The sequence below is a fragment of the Cyanobium sp. Alchichica 3B3-8F6 genome (genome assembly GCF_024346435.1).
Taxonomy (GTDB): Bacteria; Cyanobacteriota; Cyanobacteriia; order PCC-6307; family Cyanobiaceae; genus Cyanobium_A.
In genome coordinates this window covers 163216-179156 of record NZ_JAGQCZ010000002.1, presented here as the reverse complement: position 1 = coordinate 179156, position 15941 = coordinate 163216, and the positions used below count along the sequence as shown (strand labels likewise).

General features: G+C 65.4%; 16 protein-coding genes. 10 read left to right on the top strand and 6 right to left on the bottom strand.

Annotated features, from left to right (window positions below; genetic code table 11):
• Nucleotides 1-9: 9 nt before the first annotated feature.
• Both KBY65_RS02765 and truB read right to left on the bottom strand, forming a co-directional pair.
• A complete protein-coding gene (locus tag KBY65_RS02765) occupies nucleotides 10-795 on the bottom strand; it encodes a YebC/PmpR family DNA-binding transcriptional regulator (protein ID WP_094560131.1) in 786 nt (261 codons plus the stop codon).
• Nucleotides 796-822: 27 nt separating this feature from the next.
• On the bottom strand, nucleotides 823-1728 hold the full coding sequence (truB, locus tag KBY65_RS02760; RefSeq protein WP_255000452.1) for a tRNA pseudouridine(55) synthase TruB: 906 nt from the start codon (nucleotides 1726-1728) through the stop codon (nucleotides 823-825).
• A gap of 42 nt (nucleotides 1729-1770) precedes the next feature.
• Here truB and KBY65_RS02755 point away from each other — a divergent pair, with 42 nt between their 5' ends.
• Both KBY65_RS02755 and KBY65_RS02750 read left to right on the top strand, forming a co-directional pair.
• A complete protein-coding gene (locus tag KBY65_RS02755; protein WP_094560133.1) occupies nucleotides 1771-2508 on the top strand; it encodes a queuosine precursor transporter in 738 nt (245 codons plus the stop codon).
• A gap of 31 nt (nucleotides 2509-2539) precedes the next feature.
• On the top strand, nucleotides 2540-3307 hold the full coding sequence (locus KBY65_RS02750) for a class I SAM-dependent methyltransferase (protein WP_255000451.1): 768 nt from the start codon (nucleotides 2540-2542) through the stop codon (nucleotides 3305-3307).
• 104 nt (nucleotides 3308-3411) lie between these two features.
• Here KBY65_RS02750 and rpmA read toward each other — a convergent pair whose 3' ends face one another.
• Together rpmA and rplU are read right to left on the bottom strand one after the other, a co-directional pair.
• Nucleotides 3412-3675, bottom strand: coding sequence for a 50S ribosomal protein L27 (rpmA, locus tag KBY65_RS02745; protein WP_094560135.1), 264 nt, complete (start codon nucleotides 3673-3675; stop codon nucleotides 3412-3414).
• A 63-nt stretch (nucleotides 3676-3738) separates the two neighbouring features.
• A complete protein-coding gene (gene rplU / locus KBY65_RS02740; protein WP_255000450.1) occupies nucleotides 3739-4104 on the bottom strand; it encodes a 50S ribosomal protein L21 in 366 nt (121 codons plus the stop codon).
• A 186-nt stretch (nucleotides 4105-4290) separates the two neighbouring features.
• On the opposite strand from rplU, the gene KBY65_RS02735 reads away from it, so the two are divergent.
• The 3 genes from KBY65_RS02735 (at nucleotide 4291) to kaiC (ending at nucleotide 7148) form a co-directional block, all read left to right on the top strand.
• On the top strand, nucleotides 4291-5151 hold the full coding sequence (locus tag KBY65_RS02735) for a circadian clock protein KaiA (RefSeq protein ID WP_255000449.1): 861 nt from the start codon (nucleotides 4291-4293) through the stop codon (nucleotides 5149-5151).
• A 19-nt stretch (nucleotides 5152-5170) separates the two neighbouring features.
• On the top strand, nucleotides 5171-5578 hold the full coding sequence (kaiB, locus tag KBY65_RS02730) for a circadian clock protein KaiB (RefSeq protein ID WP_255000448.1): 408 nt from the start codon (nucleotides 5171-5173) through the stop codon (nucleotides 5576-5578).
• A gap of 61 nt (nucleotides 5579-5639) precedes the next feature.
• Nucleotides 5640-7148, top strand: a complete 1509-nt coding sequence (gene kaiC / locus KBY65_RS02725; RefSeq protein ID WP_409996611.1) for a circadian clock protein KaiC — start codon at nucleotides 5640-5642, stop codon at nucleotides 7146-7148.
• Nucleotides 7149-7175: 27 nt separating this feature from the next.
• Here the strand turns inward: kaiC and nblS are convergent, their stop codons facing one another.
• Nucleotides 7176-9155, bottom strand: a complete 1980-nt coding sequence (gene nblS / locus KBY65_RS02720) for a two-component system sensor histidine kinase NblS (RefSeq protein ID WP_255000447.1) — start codon at nucleotides 9153-9155, stop codon at nucleotides 7176-7178.
• Nucleotides 9152-10465, bottom strand: a complete 1314-nt coding sequence (gene purD / locus KBY65_RS02715; RefSeq protein WP_255000445.1) for a phosphoribosylamine--glycine ligase — start codon at nucleotides 10463-10465, stop codon at nucleotides 9152-9154. The genes nblS and purD overlap by 4 nt, the downstream gene beginning before the upstream one ends.
• Before the next feature lie 96 nt (nucleotides 10466-10561).
• Here purD and KBY65_RS02710 point away from each other — a divergent pair, with 96 nt between their 5' ends.
• The 5 genes from KBY65_RS02710 to fabZ are packed head-to-tail and all read left to right on the top strand — an operon-like array spanning nucleotide 10562 to nucleotide 15941.
• The gene (locus KBY65_RS02710; RefSeq protein WP_255000443.1) at nucleotides 10562-11614 is read left to right on the top strand and encodes a hypothetical protein; all 1053 of its coding nucleotides are present in this window, start codon (nucleotides 10562-10564) and stop codon (nucleotides 11612-11614) included.
• Nucleotides 11611-12366 carry a phosphoribosylaminoimidazolesuccinocarboxamide synthase gene (purC, locus tag KBY65_RS02705; protein WP_255000442.1) on the top strand — a complete coding sequence of 252 codons (756 nt, stop codon included), beginning with the start codon at nucleotides 11611-11613 and terminating at the stop codon, nucleotides 12364-12366. Before KBY65_RS02710 ends, purC begins: the two co-directional genes overlap by 4 nt.
• A 43-nt stretch (nucleotides 12367-12409) precedes the next feature.
• Nucleotides 12410-14575, top strand: coding sequence for a BamA/TamA family outer membrane protein (locus KBY65_RS02700; RefSeq protein WP_094560144.1), 2166 nt, complete (start codon nucleotides 12410-12412; stop codon nucleotides 14573-14575).
• Nucleotides 14575-15438 carry a UDP-3-O-acyl-N-acetylglucosamine deacetylase gene (lpxC, locus tag KBY65_RS02695; RefSeq protein WP_094560145.1) on the top strand — a complete coding sequence of 288 codons (864 nt, stop codon included), beginning with the start codon at nucleotides 14575-14577 and terminating at the stop codon, nucleotides 15436-15438. Before KBY65_RS02700 ends, lpxC begins: the two co-directional genes overlap by 1 nt.
• 5 nt (nucleotides 15439-15443) lie before the next feature.
• Nucleotides 15444-15941, top strand: a complete 498-nt coding sequence (gene fabZ, locus KBY65_RS02690; RefSeq protein ID WP_369802030.1) for a 3-hydroxyacyl-ACP dehydratase FabZ — start codon at nucleotides 15444-15446, stop codon at nucleotides 15939-15941.

Here is a 15941-nt window from a genome sequence, read left to right as displayed (position 1 = left end):
CGGGCTGGTTCAGCCCATCAGCGTTGCCAGCACGGACTGCATCAGATCCTCGTTGGCCTCCAGGTTGCTGGTGACGCTGCGCACATCGTCGAGGTCGTCGAGGGCGTCGAGCATGCGGTAGAAGGCCCGCAGGCTGTCCTCGTCGCCGAGGGGGCAGGCGGTCTGGGGAATCCAGCGGTGTTCCCAGCCGCCCACGGGCAAACCCTGGTGGCGCAGGCCGTCTTGTAGGGCTTCGAGGGCCTCGAAGGCGCCGAACACCTCGGCCCCCTCGCCATCGAGCTCGTAGCCCAGGGCTGCTGGCCCGCCCCGCTCCTCCAGCGTCAGCAAGCTGTCCAGCAGCGCCTCCTCCTGCAGGCCGGGCTGCTCGATCCGCACCACCGCCCGCTGCTCAAACAGGTAGCCCACGCAGCCCGTCTCGCCCAGGTTGCCGCCGTGTTTGCTGAAGGCCAGGCGCACGTCGGCGGCGGTGCGGTTGCGGTTGTCGGTGAAGGCCTCGATCAGCACCGCTACCCCGCCGGGGCCATAGCCCTCGTAGCGCACAGCCTCAAAGGCATCGCCCGCGCCGCTGCCCTGCCCGGAGCCCTTGGCGATGGCCCGCTCGATGTTGGCGTTGGGCACGCCGGCGGCCTTGGCCTTCTCGATCGCCGTACGCAGCTGGAAGTTGCCAGCTGGGTCGGCTCCACCCCGGGCTGCCACGGTGATTTCCCGCCCCAGCCGGGTGAACACGGCACCTCGCTTGGCGTCCACCACCGCTTTGGTGCGTTTGATCTGGGCCCACTTGCTGTGGCCGGCCATCGGAGGGTGCGGGGAAAAACGGCGGGGTCAGCCAGTGGCGTTGAACACCAGCTTCGGCTGCAGCAGGCCGGTGCCATTGGCGCGGGCCATGCCGGCCAGGTTGCCATCCGGGGCCAACACGGCGACCGGCTGTTCGGCAGCCAGCTCCTGGCCGGGCTCCAGGGGCGCTGCGGCGGCCAGGGCCCTGCCGCATCGCCAGCCCGCCTGCTCTGTTTCATCCAGCTGCCGTCGGGGCAGGTGCGCCAGGGCCGCCAGGGGATCCAGCAGGGGCGGCAGGGGCGCCTGCTCGAGACGCTCCAGCGGCACGGCTTGTTCGAGGCTGAAGCCCAGGGCCTCGGTGCGTCGCAGCCCGGCCAGGGCGCTGCCGCAGCCCAGTGCCTCCCCCAGGTCGCGTGCCAGGGCGCGGATGTAGGTGCCGGCCGAGCAGCGCACCAGCAGCTCCAGGCTGCCGGCCGCGGCATCCCAGCCCAGCAGCTCCAGCCGCTGCACGGTCACCGGCCGGGCCGCCAACTGCAGCTGCTCCCCCTGGCGCACCCGGGCATAGGCCCGCTGGCCGTCCACATGCACCGCCGACACCTGGGGCGGCACCTGCTGGATCGGGCCGCGAAAGGCCGCCAGGGCCGCCTCCAGATCGGCCGCCGTCAGGGCGGGCACGGCGGCGCGGCTCAGCACTTCTCCTTCCAGGTCGTCGCTGACGGTGCGCACCCCCAGTTGCACCACGCCCCGGTACGTCTTGTCACCCTCCAGGTAGGGCAGCAGCCGGGTGGCGGGGCCAAGGGCGATTGGCAGCACGCCGGTGACGGCGGGATCCAGGGTGCCGCCATGCCCCACGCGGCGCAGGCCGTAGGCACGCCGCACCCGGCCGACGCAGGCGTGGGAGGTGAGGCCGGCGGGCTTGTCGAGCACCAGAAAGCCGCAGGGCTGGTCAGCCATGGATCGGAGCGTCAGCCTTGCAGGGTCCCATGTTCGGCCTCGATGACCCTGCAGCAGCGCCGTGACCTCGCGTTTCTGGTGCTGGCCGGCATCTTTCTCGGCACCATGGGCATGCTCAATATCCTCGGGCTCACCCGCTTTCTGCAGCTGGGCAGCATCGGCTCCTGGCCGATCGTGGTGGCTGTGGGCGCCCTGCCCTATCCGGTCACTTTCCTCTGCACCGACCTGATCAGTGAGCTGTGGGGTGAGCGCAAAGCCGGGCAGCTGGTGTGGGTGGGCCTGGCGCTCAACGGCTGGATCGTGCTGATCCTCTGGCTCGGTGGCATCCTGCCGGGTCTGGCCGGTGCGCCGGAGGCCACCTTCTTCGAGGTGCGCCGCCTGGCCTTCGGGGCGGTGGGGGCCTCGATGGTGGCCTACCTGGCAGCCCAGTTCACCGATGTGCGCCTGTTCCATTTCTGGAAACGCGTCAGTGGCGGCAAAGCCCTGTGGCTGCGCAACAACGGCTCCACCCTGGTGAGCCAGCTGGTGGACACCACGGCGGTGGTGTTGATCAGCCACTACGCCAGCCATCTGCTGCCGGTGCGCGCCGGCGAGCCGGTGCTGCCCCAGTTGGCCTCGTTCATCGCCAGCGGCTACCTGTTCAAACTCATCGCCGCCCTGGCCGACACCCTGCCCTTTTATGGCTTGGTGGCCTGGCTGCGGCGCTGGCTGGAGGTGCCCGGCGACGGAGCCGAGTTGCTCGACGGGGTGCCTGAAGGGGCCCCGAATCCCGGCACCTAGGTTGGCCTCAACCTGCACAGGGATGGCGTTGGTGGTGGAGAGGCAAGAGGGGGCGGCGCTGGCTTCACCCTTAACGGTGGAGCAGTTTTTGGTCGATGGTTTTGCCCTGCGGCCCCAGTTGGCCGCTTTCCTTGAGATCGCCTTGCCGGAGCTGGAGCGCCGCCTGCCCAGCAGCACCAACGATCTTGCTGCCCTGCATCCGGGGGCCTTTGATCCCAACCAGGTGGAGCAGTTCTACGAAGACGCCGTGGGCACCGGCCATCTGCTCGAGTTGGCCGCCTGGCACCTCGGCAGTGCCGATTACATCGCCGACACTCTGCGCCTTCAGCAGCGCTTTGCGGCCGGTCAGGTGCTCGACTTCGGTGGCGGCATCGGCAGCCATGCCTTGGCGGCGGCAGCCCTTCCCCAGGTGGAGCAGGTGTGGTTTGTGGATCTCAACCCCCACAACCGCGCCTTCGTGGAGGTCCGCGCCGCCGAGCTTGGCCTGGCCGGCAAGTTGCGCTGCTTCCGCGATCTGGCCGATCCGGCCCTGCCCGCGCGCTTCGACACGATCGTCTGCCTGGATGTGCTCGAGCACCTCAGCGATCCGGCCGCCCAGCTGGAAATTTTCGCCGAACGCTTAGCACCGGAAGGGATTGCCTTGCTCAACTGGTATTTCTTCAAGGGGTTTCAGGGCGAGTACCCCTTCCACTTCGACGCCCCTGAGCTGGTGGAGGCCTTCTTCCGCACACTCCAAAGCCGCTTCCTGGAGGTGTTCCACCCCTATCTGATCACCACCCGGGCCTACCGGTTGGCCTGAAGGGTCCCCTGAGCGGGCGCGGGGCTCTGGCCATCAAAAAGCCGGCGGGGTTGTCCGCCGGCTGGTGCTTGAAGATCGGCTCGCCGGGATGGCTTGCAGCTCGATCAGCCGACGGCGATGTTGATGCGCTTGCGGCTGCGCAGCCCGCGCTTGATGCTGTCGAAGCTCACCACGCCGTCCACTAGGGCGAACAGGGTGTCGTCGGAGCCGCGGCCAACGTTCACGCCAGGCAGCACGGAGGTGCCGCGCTGACGGATCAGGATTGAGCCGGCGCTCACAGTTTCACCGCCGTAGCGCTTGACGCCCAGACGCTTGGAGTTGGAGTCGCGGCCGTTGCGCGTGGAGCCTGTGCCTTTCTTGTGGGCCATGGATCGGAGGAAGCAGGGATAGGGGTCTCAGGAACGTAGGCGTGGAGCGCGAGGTACCGGGTTTCAGGCGATCGCCATACCGCCGACGGAGATCGACTCGACCATCACACGGGTCAGCTCCTGACGGTGACCGTTCTTGCGCCGGGTCTTCTTTTTGGGGCGCATTTTGTAAACGATGATCTTGGGGCCGCGGCGATGCTCCATCACTTTCAGCGCCACGCTGGCGCCTTTGACGTAGGGCTGGCCGAGGGTGGTGGCTTTGCCGTCGTTGACCAGGAGCACGTTGTCGATGGTGAAGTTGCCATCAACATCGACTGCGACCCTGTCGAAGTCGTAGTAGCGGTTCGGTTGCAGCCAGAACTGCTGGCCTGAGGCCTCAACAATGGCGTAAGGACCGGATGCAGCGGCAGTTTCGGGGGTTGGGCTCATGGCAGCAAGGGCGCGGACAGGCTGACGGGCGGTCCTCAGGAGCGGAGTGGTCTCCGGCGAAGGACTGGCCGTCATTCGGCCTGGCACACACAATCAAAAGACAAACAACAATCTTCCCGCTCTGGCCCTCCTTTCGTCAACATTTGGGAGCCATTCCCGCGGGTTGTCCCGCTGCCGAAGCGGTCCATGCCCGAACCGGCTCTCACCATCGCTTCCCTGATCCGCGACCCCCGGCTGCAGGACGCCAGCTCCCGATGGCTGGCGGGTGGTCGCTGTGCGCTGGTGTGGGTGGATCCGGCCAGCGATCCCGTGGAGCAGCTGGATCGGCGGCGCGAAGAATTCGATGCGGTGCTGCTGGAGCAGGGGGCCCTCTCCCCCCAGTCCTATCAAGCCCTGTCGGATCTCGGCCTGTTATTGCCGGCTGTGGTGATTGGTGCGGTGAGTGGCCGGATCGAATTTCACGATGCGGAGGTGCACCTACCCCCCGATCAGCTGGAGCAGCTCAGCTACAGCCTCGATGCGGCGGTGTCTCGTTTCCTGCGGCATGGCCTGGCGGCGGCGAGCAGTTCCCCTGCCGGCCAGACCCCCGACACGCCCGACCGCTGGAAGTTGGCCAATCGGCTCAAGGGCCGGCTCGGGTTTGTGGGCGTGTTCTACAAGCGCGATCCCTCCCGGTTTCTGCGCAACCTGCCGGAGCTGGAGAGCCATGAGCTGATCCATTCCCTCGAGCGCACCTATCGGGATCTGCTGCTCAGCTACTTCCGGGATCCGGCTGCCGCCAACCAGGCCCTGGAAAGCTTTGTGAATACGGCTTTTTTTAGTGATTTGCCGATCACCAAAACTGTTGAGATTCACATGAATCTCATTGATGGTTTTTCCAAGCAGCTCAAGCTGGAAGGACACAAAAACGATTTTCTCCAGGATTACCGACTAGCCCTACTCGACGTGATGGCCCATCTCTGCGAGATGTATCGCCGCTCGATTCCACCCGATGCCCCCTTGGCTGGCTTGCCGGTCGAGGTGTCCGGCCAGTCCTCGATGGCTTGACCCAGGAGCTTCTTTCACCATGACTCCACGCAAGACCTACATCCTCAAGCTCTACGTGGCGGGCAACACGCCAAACTCGATGCGTGCCCTCAAGACGTTGCGCAACATTCTGGAAACGGAATTCCGGGGGGTCTATGCCCTCAAGGTGATCGATGTGCTGAAAAATCCCCAGTTGGCGGAGGAAGACAAGATCCTCGCCACCCCGACCCTCGCGAAGATCCTGCCACCGCCGGTTCGGCGGATCATTGGCGATCTCTCCGACCGGGAGCGGGTGCTGATCGGTCTGGATCTCCTCTACGAAGAGCTCACGGAGGAGGCTCTGGCTGACGAGGCATTTTCTCAGGAGGCCTTCGGTGATGACCGGCTCGGCGATGCGCCTTCAGCCGCTCCTACAGATCCTCTCCCTTCCCAGGGGCCGCTGACCTGAGTAGTTTTTTATCAGACCCCCACCGTCGATGCAGGATCCCAGCCCTAACATTAACCCCCTGATGCAGGTGCAGAAGCTCCCGACTGGGATCGAGGGCTTCGATGACGTGTGCCATGGCGGGCTGCCGATCGGCCGTTCCACCCTGATCAGCGGTACCTCGGGCACCGGCAAAACGGTGTTTTCGCTCAACTTCCTGTGCAACGGCATTCGCCAGTACAACGAGCCTGGGATCTTTGTCACCTTTGAAGAGTCGCCGCTCGATATCTTGCGCAACGCCGCCAGTTTTGGTTGGAATCTGCAGGAGATGGTGGAGCAGGATAAGCTTTTCATCCTTGATGCTTCGCCGGATCCGGAGGGTCAAGATGTGGCGGGCAGCTTTGATCTTTCCGGTCTGATCGAGCGAATCAACTATGCGATTCGCAAATACAAGGCCCGCCGTGTGGCGATTGATTCGATCACGGCTGTGTTCCAGCAATACGATGCTGTGTCGGTGGTGCGGCGTGAGATTTTTCGGCTGATTGCCCGCCTCAAGGAGATCGGTGTCACCACGTTGATGACCACCGAGCGTATCGATGAATATGGCCCGATTGCCCGCTACGGCGTTGAGGAGTTTGTTTCCGACAACGTGGTGATTCTGCGCAACGTGTTGGAGGGTGAGCGTCGGCGGCGCACCTGCGAGATCCTCAAGTTGAGGGGCACCACCCACATGAAGGGGGAATTCCCCTTCACGATGGGAGCCCATGGCATCAGCATCTTCCCGCTGGGGGCGATGCGTCTCACCCAGCGCAGCTCCAATGTGCGGGTGAGCTCTGGCGTGCCGCGGCTCGATGAGATGTGCGGCGGCGGCTTCTTCAAGGATTCGGTCATCCTGGCCACTGGCGCCACCGGCACCGGTAAAACGTTGCTGGTCAGCAAGTTCGTCGAGAACGCCTGCGATAACAAGGAGCGGGCGATCCTATTTGCCTACGAGGAATCCCGGGCCCAGCTGCTGCGCAACGCCACCAGCTGGGGGATCGACTTCGAGCAGATGGAGCAGGACGGCCTGCTCAAGATCATCTGTGCCTATCCCGAATCCACGGGATTGGAGGACCACCTCCAGATCATCAAGACCGAAATCAGCCAGTTCAAGCCGTCGCGGATGGCGATTGATTCCCTCAGTGCCCTGGCTCGGGGGGTAAGCCATAACGCCTTCCGCCAGTTTGTGATCGGCGTCACCGGCTACGCCAAGCAGGAGGAGATCGCCGGCTTCTTCACGAACACCTCTGAGGAGTTCATGGGCAGCCACGCGATCACCGATTCCCACATCTCCACCATCACCGACACGATCCTGCTGCTGCAGTACGTGGAGATTCGCGGTGAGATGGCCCGCGCCCTCAACGTGTTCAAGATGCGGGGCTCCTGGCACGACAAGGGCATCCGCGAATTCGTGATCACCAGCAACGGGCCGGAGATTAAGGACTCCTTCTCCAATTTCGAGCGGATCATCTCCGGTGTTCCCCACCGCATCACCACCGATGAGCGCAGTGAGCTCTCGCGGATTGTGCGGGGCGTGGCCGACGACGACCGCTAAGAAAACGACCGCTAAGCGAAGGGTTGATTACAGGGTGACAGCCTGGTCGTAGCGGCGCCGCTCAGCCAAGAGCTGCAGCTCGTCGGTGTCGGAATCCTCCAGAGGCAGGTCAAACCAGAAGATGGTGCCCACTCCGGGCTCGCTGGCCATGCGCACCTGGGTGCCGTGCTTCTCGAGAATGCCGCGCACGATTGACAGGCCCAGCCCCGTGCCTGCCTCGGTGTGCACAGCGTTTTCGACCCGGAAGAAGCGCTCGAAGATGCGCTCCTGGTCGGCTTCGGAGATGCCACATCCGCTGTCGGCGATCTCGATCCGCAGCCTGGGCAGCGGTGAGGTGAGCTCGCAACTTGGACTCTCGCTGTTCGGGGCCGTGCTCGGGGAGAGCTGGCAGAGGTCAGGCCACGGGTAGGCCCGCAGCTGCAGTTGTCCGTCCTTGGGGGTGAACTTGAGCGCGTTGCCCACGAGGTTGTCGAACACCTGCAACAGCAGGTCCCAGTTGCCCAACACCCGGGGCAGCAGGGGGTCGGCATTGAAGGCCAGGGTCACGCCTTTTTCGTCCGCGTTGAGCCGGTAGGTGCGCAGGGTCTGCTCGATGGCGGGGGCCAGCTCCATGGGTTCGAGGGTCCACACCCGCTCCGACTCCAGGCGGGAGAGGTCGAGCACATCGTTGACGAGTCGGGTGAGGCGATCGGTTTCGGCATTGGCGATGCCGAGGAATTCCCGTTTTTCCTCCTCGGTGAGCTGGTCGCCCAGGTCGTGGAGGGTTTCCACGTAGCTCTTGATGTTGAACAGCGGCGTGCGCAGCTCGTGGGACACGTTGCTGATGAAACGGCTCTGGGCTGCGTTGAGTTCCACCTCGCGGGTGAGGTCCTGAATGGTCATGGCGATGCCCTTGAGGCTTTCGCCGCTGGCATCGCGCACCGACTGCAGCACGATCCGCAGCGTCCGAGATGGTTCGCCGAAGCTGCAGCGCACATCGGTGGTGTCGCGATCGCGGCAGGTGACGCTGTCCAGGGGGGATTGCAGCTCCATGGCCAGCCGTTCGGGCAGCTCGGCGATCAGGTCATTGCCTTCGAGGTTGCGTCCTTCCCAGCGGAACAGGCGACGGGCGGTCGGGTTGGCCAGCACGATCGCCCCCTCCGCATCGAGCAGCACGGCGCCATCGGCCATGGTGGCGATCAGCGATTGCTGCTTCACCTGGGCAGCGGTGAGCTCTTCGATGTTGGCGGCTTTGTAGTCCTCCAACTGGGAGGCCATGGTGTTGAAGCCCGCCAGCAATTCGCCCAGTTCGCCCCCCACCGGCAGGGCCAGCCGCGTTTCAAACTTGCCTCCGGCGATCGAGCGCACCCCCTGCAACAACTCCTTCACCGGGCGGGTGATGGTGAGGGCGTTGAACACCGCCCCCAGGATCACCAGCACCCAGATCGAGATGAACACCGCCACGGTGACCTCCCGGGTGAGGGCGGCACTGGCCAGCAGGGTTTCATTGGGGTTGATGCCGAGGGCCAGCACCCCCAGGTAGCGCCCCTCGCTCACCATCGGCACGAACACGTCAGTCACCTGGCCGTCTGGGCTGAGGTGCTGGCGGATCAGCGGGGTGTCGGGCCGTTTCTGAAGGTCGGCGGGCAATTCGAGCCGGCGGCTGAGCAGCAGCTCGCTGCTGCCGGAGCTGGCCCCGATCGGGATGCCCAGGTAGATCACCCCTTCGGGGTCGGCGAAGAAGATGTAGCGAAGGCTGCGGCTGGAGCGCCAGAAGCGATCGGCCACCGCCGCCAGCTCGCGGTCGTTGGCCTCGGCCACCAGCGGCGTGACGTTGGCGGAGAGCAGCAGCCCCAGATCGCGGGCATAGCGGGTGTCGCTCATCCGGGCATCCCGCTGGATGCCGTTGAGGGCAAAGAAGGTGATGCCCGTCATCAGCAGGCTCACCACCAGGGTGGCCACCGCCAGCAGCTTGGTCTGCAGGCTGAATTCCGCCCACCAGCGGCCCAGGGCAGCGCGCCAGCTCATCGGCTGCGCACCTGATGGCCGATGTCGCGCCGGGCGGTCATGCCCTCGAAGTGCACCTGGGCCAGGCCGGCGTAGGCCCGCTCGAAGGCGCTGTCGAAGTCGTCGGCCTGGGCCACCACCGCCAACACCCGCCCGCCGCTGGTGCGGCAGCTGCCGTCTGAGTCGCGGCGGGTGCCGGCGTGGAACAGCTGCAGCTGGGCGCTGGGCTGCAGCTGGCTGGTGATCGGATCGCCTTGGCGGATGGTGCCGGGGTAGCCCTGGGCGGCGGCGATCACGCAGGCACTGCAGCCCGCGCTGATCGTCAGCGGTGGGGCTTGGTCGAGGCGGCCGGTGGCGCAGGCCAGCAGCACCTGGGCCAGCTCAGGGCCCAGCAGGGGCATCAGGGTTTCGCACTCCGGATCGCCAAAACGGCAGTTGAATTCGATCACGCTGGGGCCGCTCTCAGTGAGCATCAGGCCGGCGTAGATGACGCCCCGGTAGTCGATGCCGCGGGCCCGCAGGGCGGCCACGGTGGGTTCGAGCACCAGGCGACGCACCTCGTTCAGGCCTTGGGCATCGAGCAGTGGCGCCGGCGCGTAGGCCCCCATGCCGCCGGTGTTGGGGCCTGTGTCGCCCTCGCCGATGCGCTTGTGGTCCTGGGCGGGGGGCAGCAGCACCATCCGCTCGCCGTCGCAGAGGGCAAACACCGAGACCTCTGGCCCGAAGGTTCGCTCCTCCAGCACCAAGGAGGCCCCGGCTGCGTCAGCGTTGGCGTCGAAACGACCATCAAAGATCTCCGCAACCGCGGCCGTGGCTTCCTCCAGGGTCTCGGCCACGGTGACCCCCTTGCCCGCCGCCAGGCCATCGGCCTTGACCACCAGGGGCCGGCCTTCGCGCTCCAGGATCTGCAGAGCCTGCGCGCAGCTGCTGGCAGGCCAGTAGCCGGCGGTGGGGATGCCTGCCTCCAGCATCAGCGCTTTTGCCCAATGCTTGCTGGCCTCCAGCTGGGCCCCATCGGCCCCCGGCCCGAACACCGGCACCCCCGTGGCCCGCAAGGTGTCGGCCAGGCCTGCGGCCAGCGGGGCTTCCGGGCCGACCACCACCAGCTCAATCGCCTGGTCGCGGCAGGCGGAGATCAGGCCGGCCTGATCGGATTCGGCAATCGCCAGCTGCCGGCAGCCGGGCAGGTCGGGGGTGCCCCCATTGCCGGGGGCAATCCACACCGCTTCCACACCGCTGCAGCGCGCCAGCGCCCAGCCCAGGGCATTTTCGCGACCACCGCCACCGATCACCAGGATCTTTGCGGGGGTTGGGCAGGGGGCGGAGGGCATGGGGCCGGGTGAGGGGCGAAACTGGGGGTGGATGGGGTGTAGCAGCTCTTCTAGGTTGAAACCTGCTGAGCGGGCCGCCGCGCCCTGTAGTTCGACATGCCGGCAAGCGCAACGCCATTCTCCCCCCGAGCCCGGCAGCCCTTTTACCGGCAGCCCGTTTACCGGCAGCCCCTGTACCGGTTGCGGTGCCTCCAGGGGCGGGTTGCCATCGGCGTGGGTATGGGGTTGGTGGCGCTTGGGGGCGCCCTGCCTGCAGCACTCTGGGCCAAGGCCCCACCAGCGGCCCCTGATCCGGTCTTGGCGGCTCTGCTGCGCAGCGGTGATCTCAGCGCCCTCAACGGGGCCTGCACCGCCGCCCTTGAACGGGGCGATGGCCTGCAGTTGCGGCGCCTGCAGCAGCGTTTGCTGACGATCCATCCGGCCCCCCAGCCCCTGGCGGTGGTGCTGGCCAATGCCAACAGCTTGCTGAGCTGTGGAGCCCCCGATGGGGCCTTGGCGGTGCTCGGCCGCGTGAGCCCTGCGGCAGGGGCCGAGCGGGCGCAGTGGCTGGTGCTGCAGTGGCGCGCCGCCCAGGCGGGTTTGCACCACCAGCTGGCTGCCGATGCCCTGGAGCGGCTGGCGGCCGGCAACCTGGCGTCTCTGGCATCGCTGGAGCTGCCGGTCGGCCAGCGCCAGGACGGCACTCCGGTGTCGCGCCCGGCCCTGGATCTGCTGGCGAGCCACCTGGAGAGCCTGGGCCAGCGGCAACGGGCGGCCGAGGTGCTGGTCAGCAGTGCCCAGCCCGGGGCTGCGACGGCGGTCCGTCTCTCGCAGGCGGTGGCTCTGCTGGATGGACTGCCCGCCCCTGAGCAGGATCGCTTGCTGGAGCTGGCTCTCGAGCAGGCTGCCGCGGCGGGGGCGTGGGGGCTGGTGGCCCAGATTCTCGATCAGCAGCTGGCCCTCGTCAGCAGCACGCCAGAGTCGGCTGCGCGGGTGCGGGAGCGCCGCTTGCGGCTCAGCGGCGGCATCGACGATGCCTACGGAGAATGGCTGCTGCGCCGCCGCGATCCGGCGGGCTCAGCACGGCAGCTCGAACTGGAGCGTCAATTGCGTTCTCCTCGCGCCCCCGGCGGCCATGCTGCACCCCCTACTCCCGTGTCCCAGCCATGACGGCTTACAGCCTCGGTTCACTCCTCTACGAAGGCAAGGCCAAGCGCGTCTTTGCCACCGACCAGCCCGAGGTGGTAGCGGTGGAATACAAGGATGACGCCACGGCCTTCAATGCCCTCAAAAAGGCCCAGCTGGCTGGCAAGGGTGAGCTCAACTGCAGGATTTCGGCCCTGCTGTTCGAACACCTTGCTTCCCGTGGGGTGCCCACCCATTACTTAGGGGTGGGAGGAGAGCGCTGGATGCTCTGCCGGCCCGTGCGGGTGATTCCCGTTGAGGTGGTGATCCGCAACATCGCTGCGGGCTCGCTCTGCAAGCAGATGCCGATCGAGCCCGGCACGGCTCTGGAGCCACCGCTGCTCGATCTCTATTACAAAGACGACGCCTACGGTGATCCCCTGCTCACCGAGGCCCGGTTGGAGCATTTGGGGCTGGTGACCCCGCAGCAGCGCCGGCAGCTGGAGGATCTGGCGCGTCAGGTCAACCGCGAGCTGTTGGCTCTGTTTGGTTCGCTCGGGCTGCAGTTGGTGGATTTCAAGATCGAACTGGGGTTTATCACCACCGGTGAATTGGTGGTGGCTGATGAGATCAGCCCAGACACCTGTCGGCTCTGGGATCGGGGCGTGGCCGATGCACAGGACCGCATTTTGGACAAGGATCGATTCCGACAGGATTTAGGTGGTGTTGTCGAGGCCTACGGGGAGGTCCTCAAACGGGTCCAAGGGGCCTGTCCAGAACCCAGGGTCTACGGGTAAGGTCGACGGCATTTACGGCCCGACCGCGCCGTCCCCCAATCACATGGCTGGCTTGCTGGGTTTGAAGGCTGCGTGGCCCCTGGTTGGTGCCGCTCTCCTTTCGGCGACTCCTGCCCTCGCCCAGCCAGCCAGCGAACAGCCCCCTGAATCCAGGCCGGTTTCCGAGCAGCTCGATAACCCCCTGGCGGAACCGGCGCCCGCCCCAGCTACCCCTGCCCAGGCCGAACCCGCCCAGCCCGCCGCAAAGGCTGAGCCCAAGGTGTTGATTGCCGAGGTGGTGATCGAGGGCCTCCAGGGCCATCCCGAGCAGGAGCGGCTCGAGTTGGCCGCCTACGCCGCCATGGCGGCCACCCCCGGCACCCAGGTAACCCGCTCGGAACTTCAGACCGACCTGTCGGCGATCTACGCCAGCGGCTGGTTTTCCGATGTGCGCATCCAGCCTGTTGATGGCCCCTTGGGCGTCCGCCTCGTGGTGGTGGTGGTGGCCAACCCGGTGCTGGAGCAGGTCAAGCTCGATCCCGCCGACCTGAAGCTGCCTGAGCAGGTGGTCAAGGACACCTTTGCGGCGGACTACGGCAAGACTCTCAACCTCAACACCCTGCAGACCCGCATGCAGGAGCTGCAGCGCTGGTATGCCGACCAGGGCTACTCCCTATCCCGGATCACCGGCCCCAGTCGGGTGAGTCCGGAAGGGGTGGTGGAGCTGCTGGTGCGTCAGGGCACTGTCGAGGGGGTGGAGGTTCAGTTCCTCAACAAGGAGGGCTCGGCCACCAACGACAAGGGCGAGCCGATCCGGGGCAAGACCAAGCCCTGGGTGGTGACCCGAGAGGTCTCCCTGCGGCCCGGTCAGGTGTTCAACCGCCGTGAGCTGGAGGAGGACATCAAGCGCATCTATGGCACCGGCCTGTTCAGCGACGTCAAGGTGACGCTCAGGCCGGTGCCGGCCGAGCCCGGCAAGGTTGTGATTGTGCTGGGCATCGTCGAGCAGTCCAGCGGTTCCCTCTCCGGTGGCCTGGGGTACAGCCAGAGCCAGGGTGTGTTCGGCCAGATCCAGCTGCAGGACAGCAACCTGTTTGGTCGCGCCTGGGACCTGGGCACCAACATCTCCTACGGCCAATACGGCGGCCTCGGTGATATCACCTTCACCGACCCCTGGATCAAGGACAACAAGTACCGCACCTCGTTCCGGGCTCGCGTCTTCTTCAGTCGGGAAGTTCCCCAGCTTTTTCAAAATGAAAACAATTTTGCCTTGAATGATCAGGATCTTAACGGGCGAGATTTTGTTGTTTCCAAAATTGTAGGCAGGGATCTTGACGCTGGCACTACTGAAGTAACTACTAATTTTGACACGGTGGCGCTTCAGAGGATTGGTGCCAACGTACAATTTGTGCGCCCGCTCAATGGCGGCAATCCCTACAAGAAAGCGCCCTGGAACTTGATCCTGTCTTTCGGTGGTCAGGAAGTGACACCGATGGACTTTTCGGGCAGCAAATATTCCTACGGCGTGGTGGGAGCCACCAGCTCTCCGATTACCGTTCCCAGCAACCAGGTGATCTGCCTGGCCTACAACTGCGCTTCTGAAAACCAGTTGCTGAGCTTCCGCGTGGGTGCTACCTACAGCACCCTCAACGATCCCCGCAATCCCACCAAAGGCAACTTCCTGAGTCTGGGCACCGAGCAGTTTATTTCCGTTGGAGAAAATTCCCCCACGTTTAACCGTGTGCGGGGCAGCTTCACCCACTACATCCCTGTGGAGTGGTTGAAGATCTTCAAGGGTTGCCGTCCTAAGCCTGGTGAGACCAAGGATTGCAAACAGGCCCTCGCCTTCCAGGTGTCGGCTGGTTCGTTGATCGGCAGTGAGATTCCGCCTTACGAGGCTTTCTGTTTGGGGGGTGGCAATTCCGTGCGCGGTTACTACGACTGTGACCTTGGCGTGGGCAAGAGCTTTGCTGAGGCCACGATCGAATACCGCTTCCCGATCTTCAGCATCATCAGTGGTGAGATCTTCTTTGACGCCGGCACCACCTTCGGCACCCAGGGCGATATCCAAGGTAATCCGGGTGGTCTGCTGGGTAAAAAGGGTCAGGGCTATTCCCCGGGGATCGGCGTGATCGTCACCACTCCCGTGGGCCCCCTACGGCTGGAAGCCGCCACCCAGGACTTCACCAGTGACTGGCGCTTCAACCTCGGCGTCGGCTGGAAGTTTTAGTGGTGCAGTGGCCAGCTGATTACACCGGAGCCTGGACTCTCCAAACCCCGGTGCAGCGCCGCGGTGTGGGCCTGCATAGCGGCCAGGAGGGCACGGTGCGGCTTCAGGCCTCGGAGCGTCCGGGTTTCTGGGTGGGCTGGCTCGATGCGCCAGAGCTTCCGCTGTGCCGATTGGCGCCGGGCCAGGTGAGTGACACCCAGTTGTGCACGGCCTTGCATCTGGGCCCACGCCGGTTGGCCACGGTGGAGCACCTGCTGGCAGCCTTGGCCGGTATCGGGGTGACCCAGGCCGAGATTCTGGTGAGCGGTGAGGAGATTCCCCTGTTGGATGGATCGGCCCTGCCCTGGGTAGAGGCCTTGGCCGAGGCGGGGTTGCGGGCCCTGCCGGCCCCCTCTACCGGCGTCGAGCTGGAGGCTCCGCTGACGGTGAGCCATGGCTCCAGCTTTGCCACGGCGTTGCCTTACGCCGGCCTGCGGCTGGGCGCTGCCATCGAATTCACCGATGCGGCCATCGGGCGCCAGCTGTTTTCTCTGGAGCTCACCCCTGGCACGTTTGTCGATGAGATCGCCCCGGCCCGCACCTTTGGTCTGCGCTCCCAGGTGGATCAGTTGCGGGCAGCGGGGTTGATTCAGGGGGGCTGTCTTGAGAACGCCCTGGTGTGTGACGGCGAGACCTGGCTCAACCCGCCGCTGCGGTTTGCCGAGGAACCCGTGCGCCATAAAATCCTGGACTTGTTGGGAGACCTTGCACTCGTCGGCCTACCTCGGGCCCAGGTGTTCGCTTACCGCGGCTCCCATGGGCTTCACACCTCCCTGGCGGCTGCTTTGGCTGACTTGCCTCCCGCCATTCCCTCTCCCGGTTGATCCCCTTGTCTGAGTCCAGTTCTCCGGTTCCCGCATCTCCGCTGCCCGCCTCAGCGGGAGCCAGCAGGGAGGTGATCCTCACCACGGAGCAAATCCAGGGATTGCTGCCCCACCGCTACCCCTTCGCCCTGGTGGATCGGGTGATTGAGCACGAGCCCGGCAAGCGGGCTGTGGCGATCAAAAATGTCACCATCAACGAGCCGCAGTTTCAGGGCCATTTCCCGGGTCGCCCGCTGATGCCGGGGGTGTTGATTGTGGAGGCCATGGCCCAGGTGGGCGGTCTGATCGTGACCCAGATGCCCGATCTGCCCAAGGGGTTGTTTGTCTTCGCCGGAATCGACGGGGTGCGCTTCCGCCGGCCTGTGGTACCTGGCGACCAGCTGCTGATCACCTGTGAGTTGCTCAGCCTCAAGCGCCAGCGCTTCGGCAAGGTGAAGGCTGAGGCCAGCGTCGATGGCCAGCTGGCCTGCTCCGGCGAACTGATGTTTTCACTGGTGGCTTGA

Bases quoted from the DNA above. Each gene is read 5' to 3' on its own strand.
- KBY65_RS02735 (WP_255000449.1), top strand. From the start codon at position 4,291: ATGCCCGAACCGGCTCTCACCATCGCTTCCCTGATCCGCGACCCCCGG.
- rplU (WP_255000450.1), bottom strand. From the start codon at position 4,104: ATGAGCCCAACCCCCGAAACTGCCGCTGCATCCGGTCCTTACGCCATT.
- KBY65_RS02765 (WP_094560131.1), bottom strand. From the start codon at position 795: ATGGCCGGCCACAGCAAGTGGGCCCAGATCAAACGCACCAAAGCGGTG.
- KBY65_RS02710 (WP_255000443.1), top strand. From the start codon at position 10,562: ATGCCGGCAAGCGCAACGCCATTCTCCCCCCGAGCCCGGCAGCCCTTT.
- KBY65_RS02755 (WP_094560133.1), top strand. From the start codon at position 1,771: ATGACCCTGCAGCAGCGCCGTGACCTCGCGTTTCTGGTGCTGGCCGGC.
- purD (WP_255000445.1), bottom strand. From the start codon at position 10,465: ATGCCCTCCGCCCCCTGCCCAACCCCCGCAAAGATCCTGGTGATCGGT.
- purC (WP_255000442.1), top strand. From the start codon at position 11,611: ATGACGGCTTACAGCCTCGGTTCACTCCTCTACGAAGGCAAGGCCAAG.
- truB (WP_255000452.1), bottom strand. From the start codon at position 1,728: ATGGCTGACCAGCCCTGCGGCTTTCTGGTGCTCGACAAGCCCGCCGGC.
- kaiC (WP_409996611.1), top strand. From the start codon at position 5,640: ATGCAGGTGCAGAAGCTCCCGACTGGGATCGAGGGCTTCGATGACGTG.
- nblS (WP_255000447.1), bottom strand. From the start codon at position 9,155: ATGAGCTGGCGCGCTGCCCTGGGCCGCTGGTGGGCGGAATTCAGCCTG.
- kaiB (WP_255000448.1), top strand. From the start codon at position 5,171: ATGACTCCACGCAAGACCTACATCCTCAAGCTCTACGTGGCGGGCAAC.
- rpmA (WP_094560135.1), bottom strand. From the start codon at position 3,675: ATGGCCCACAAGAAAGGCACAGGCTCCACGCGCAACGGCCGCGACTCC.
- KBY65_RS02700 (WP_094560144.1), top strand. From the start codon at position 12,410: ATGGCTGGCTTGCTGGGTTTGAAGGCTGCGTGGCCCCTGGTTGGTGCC.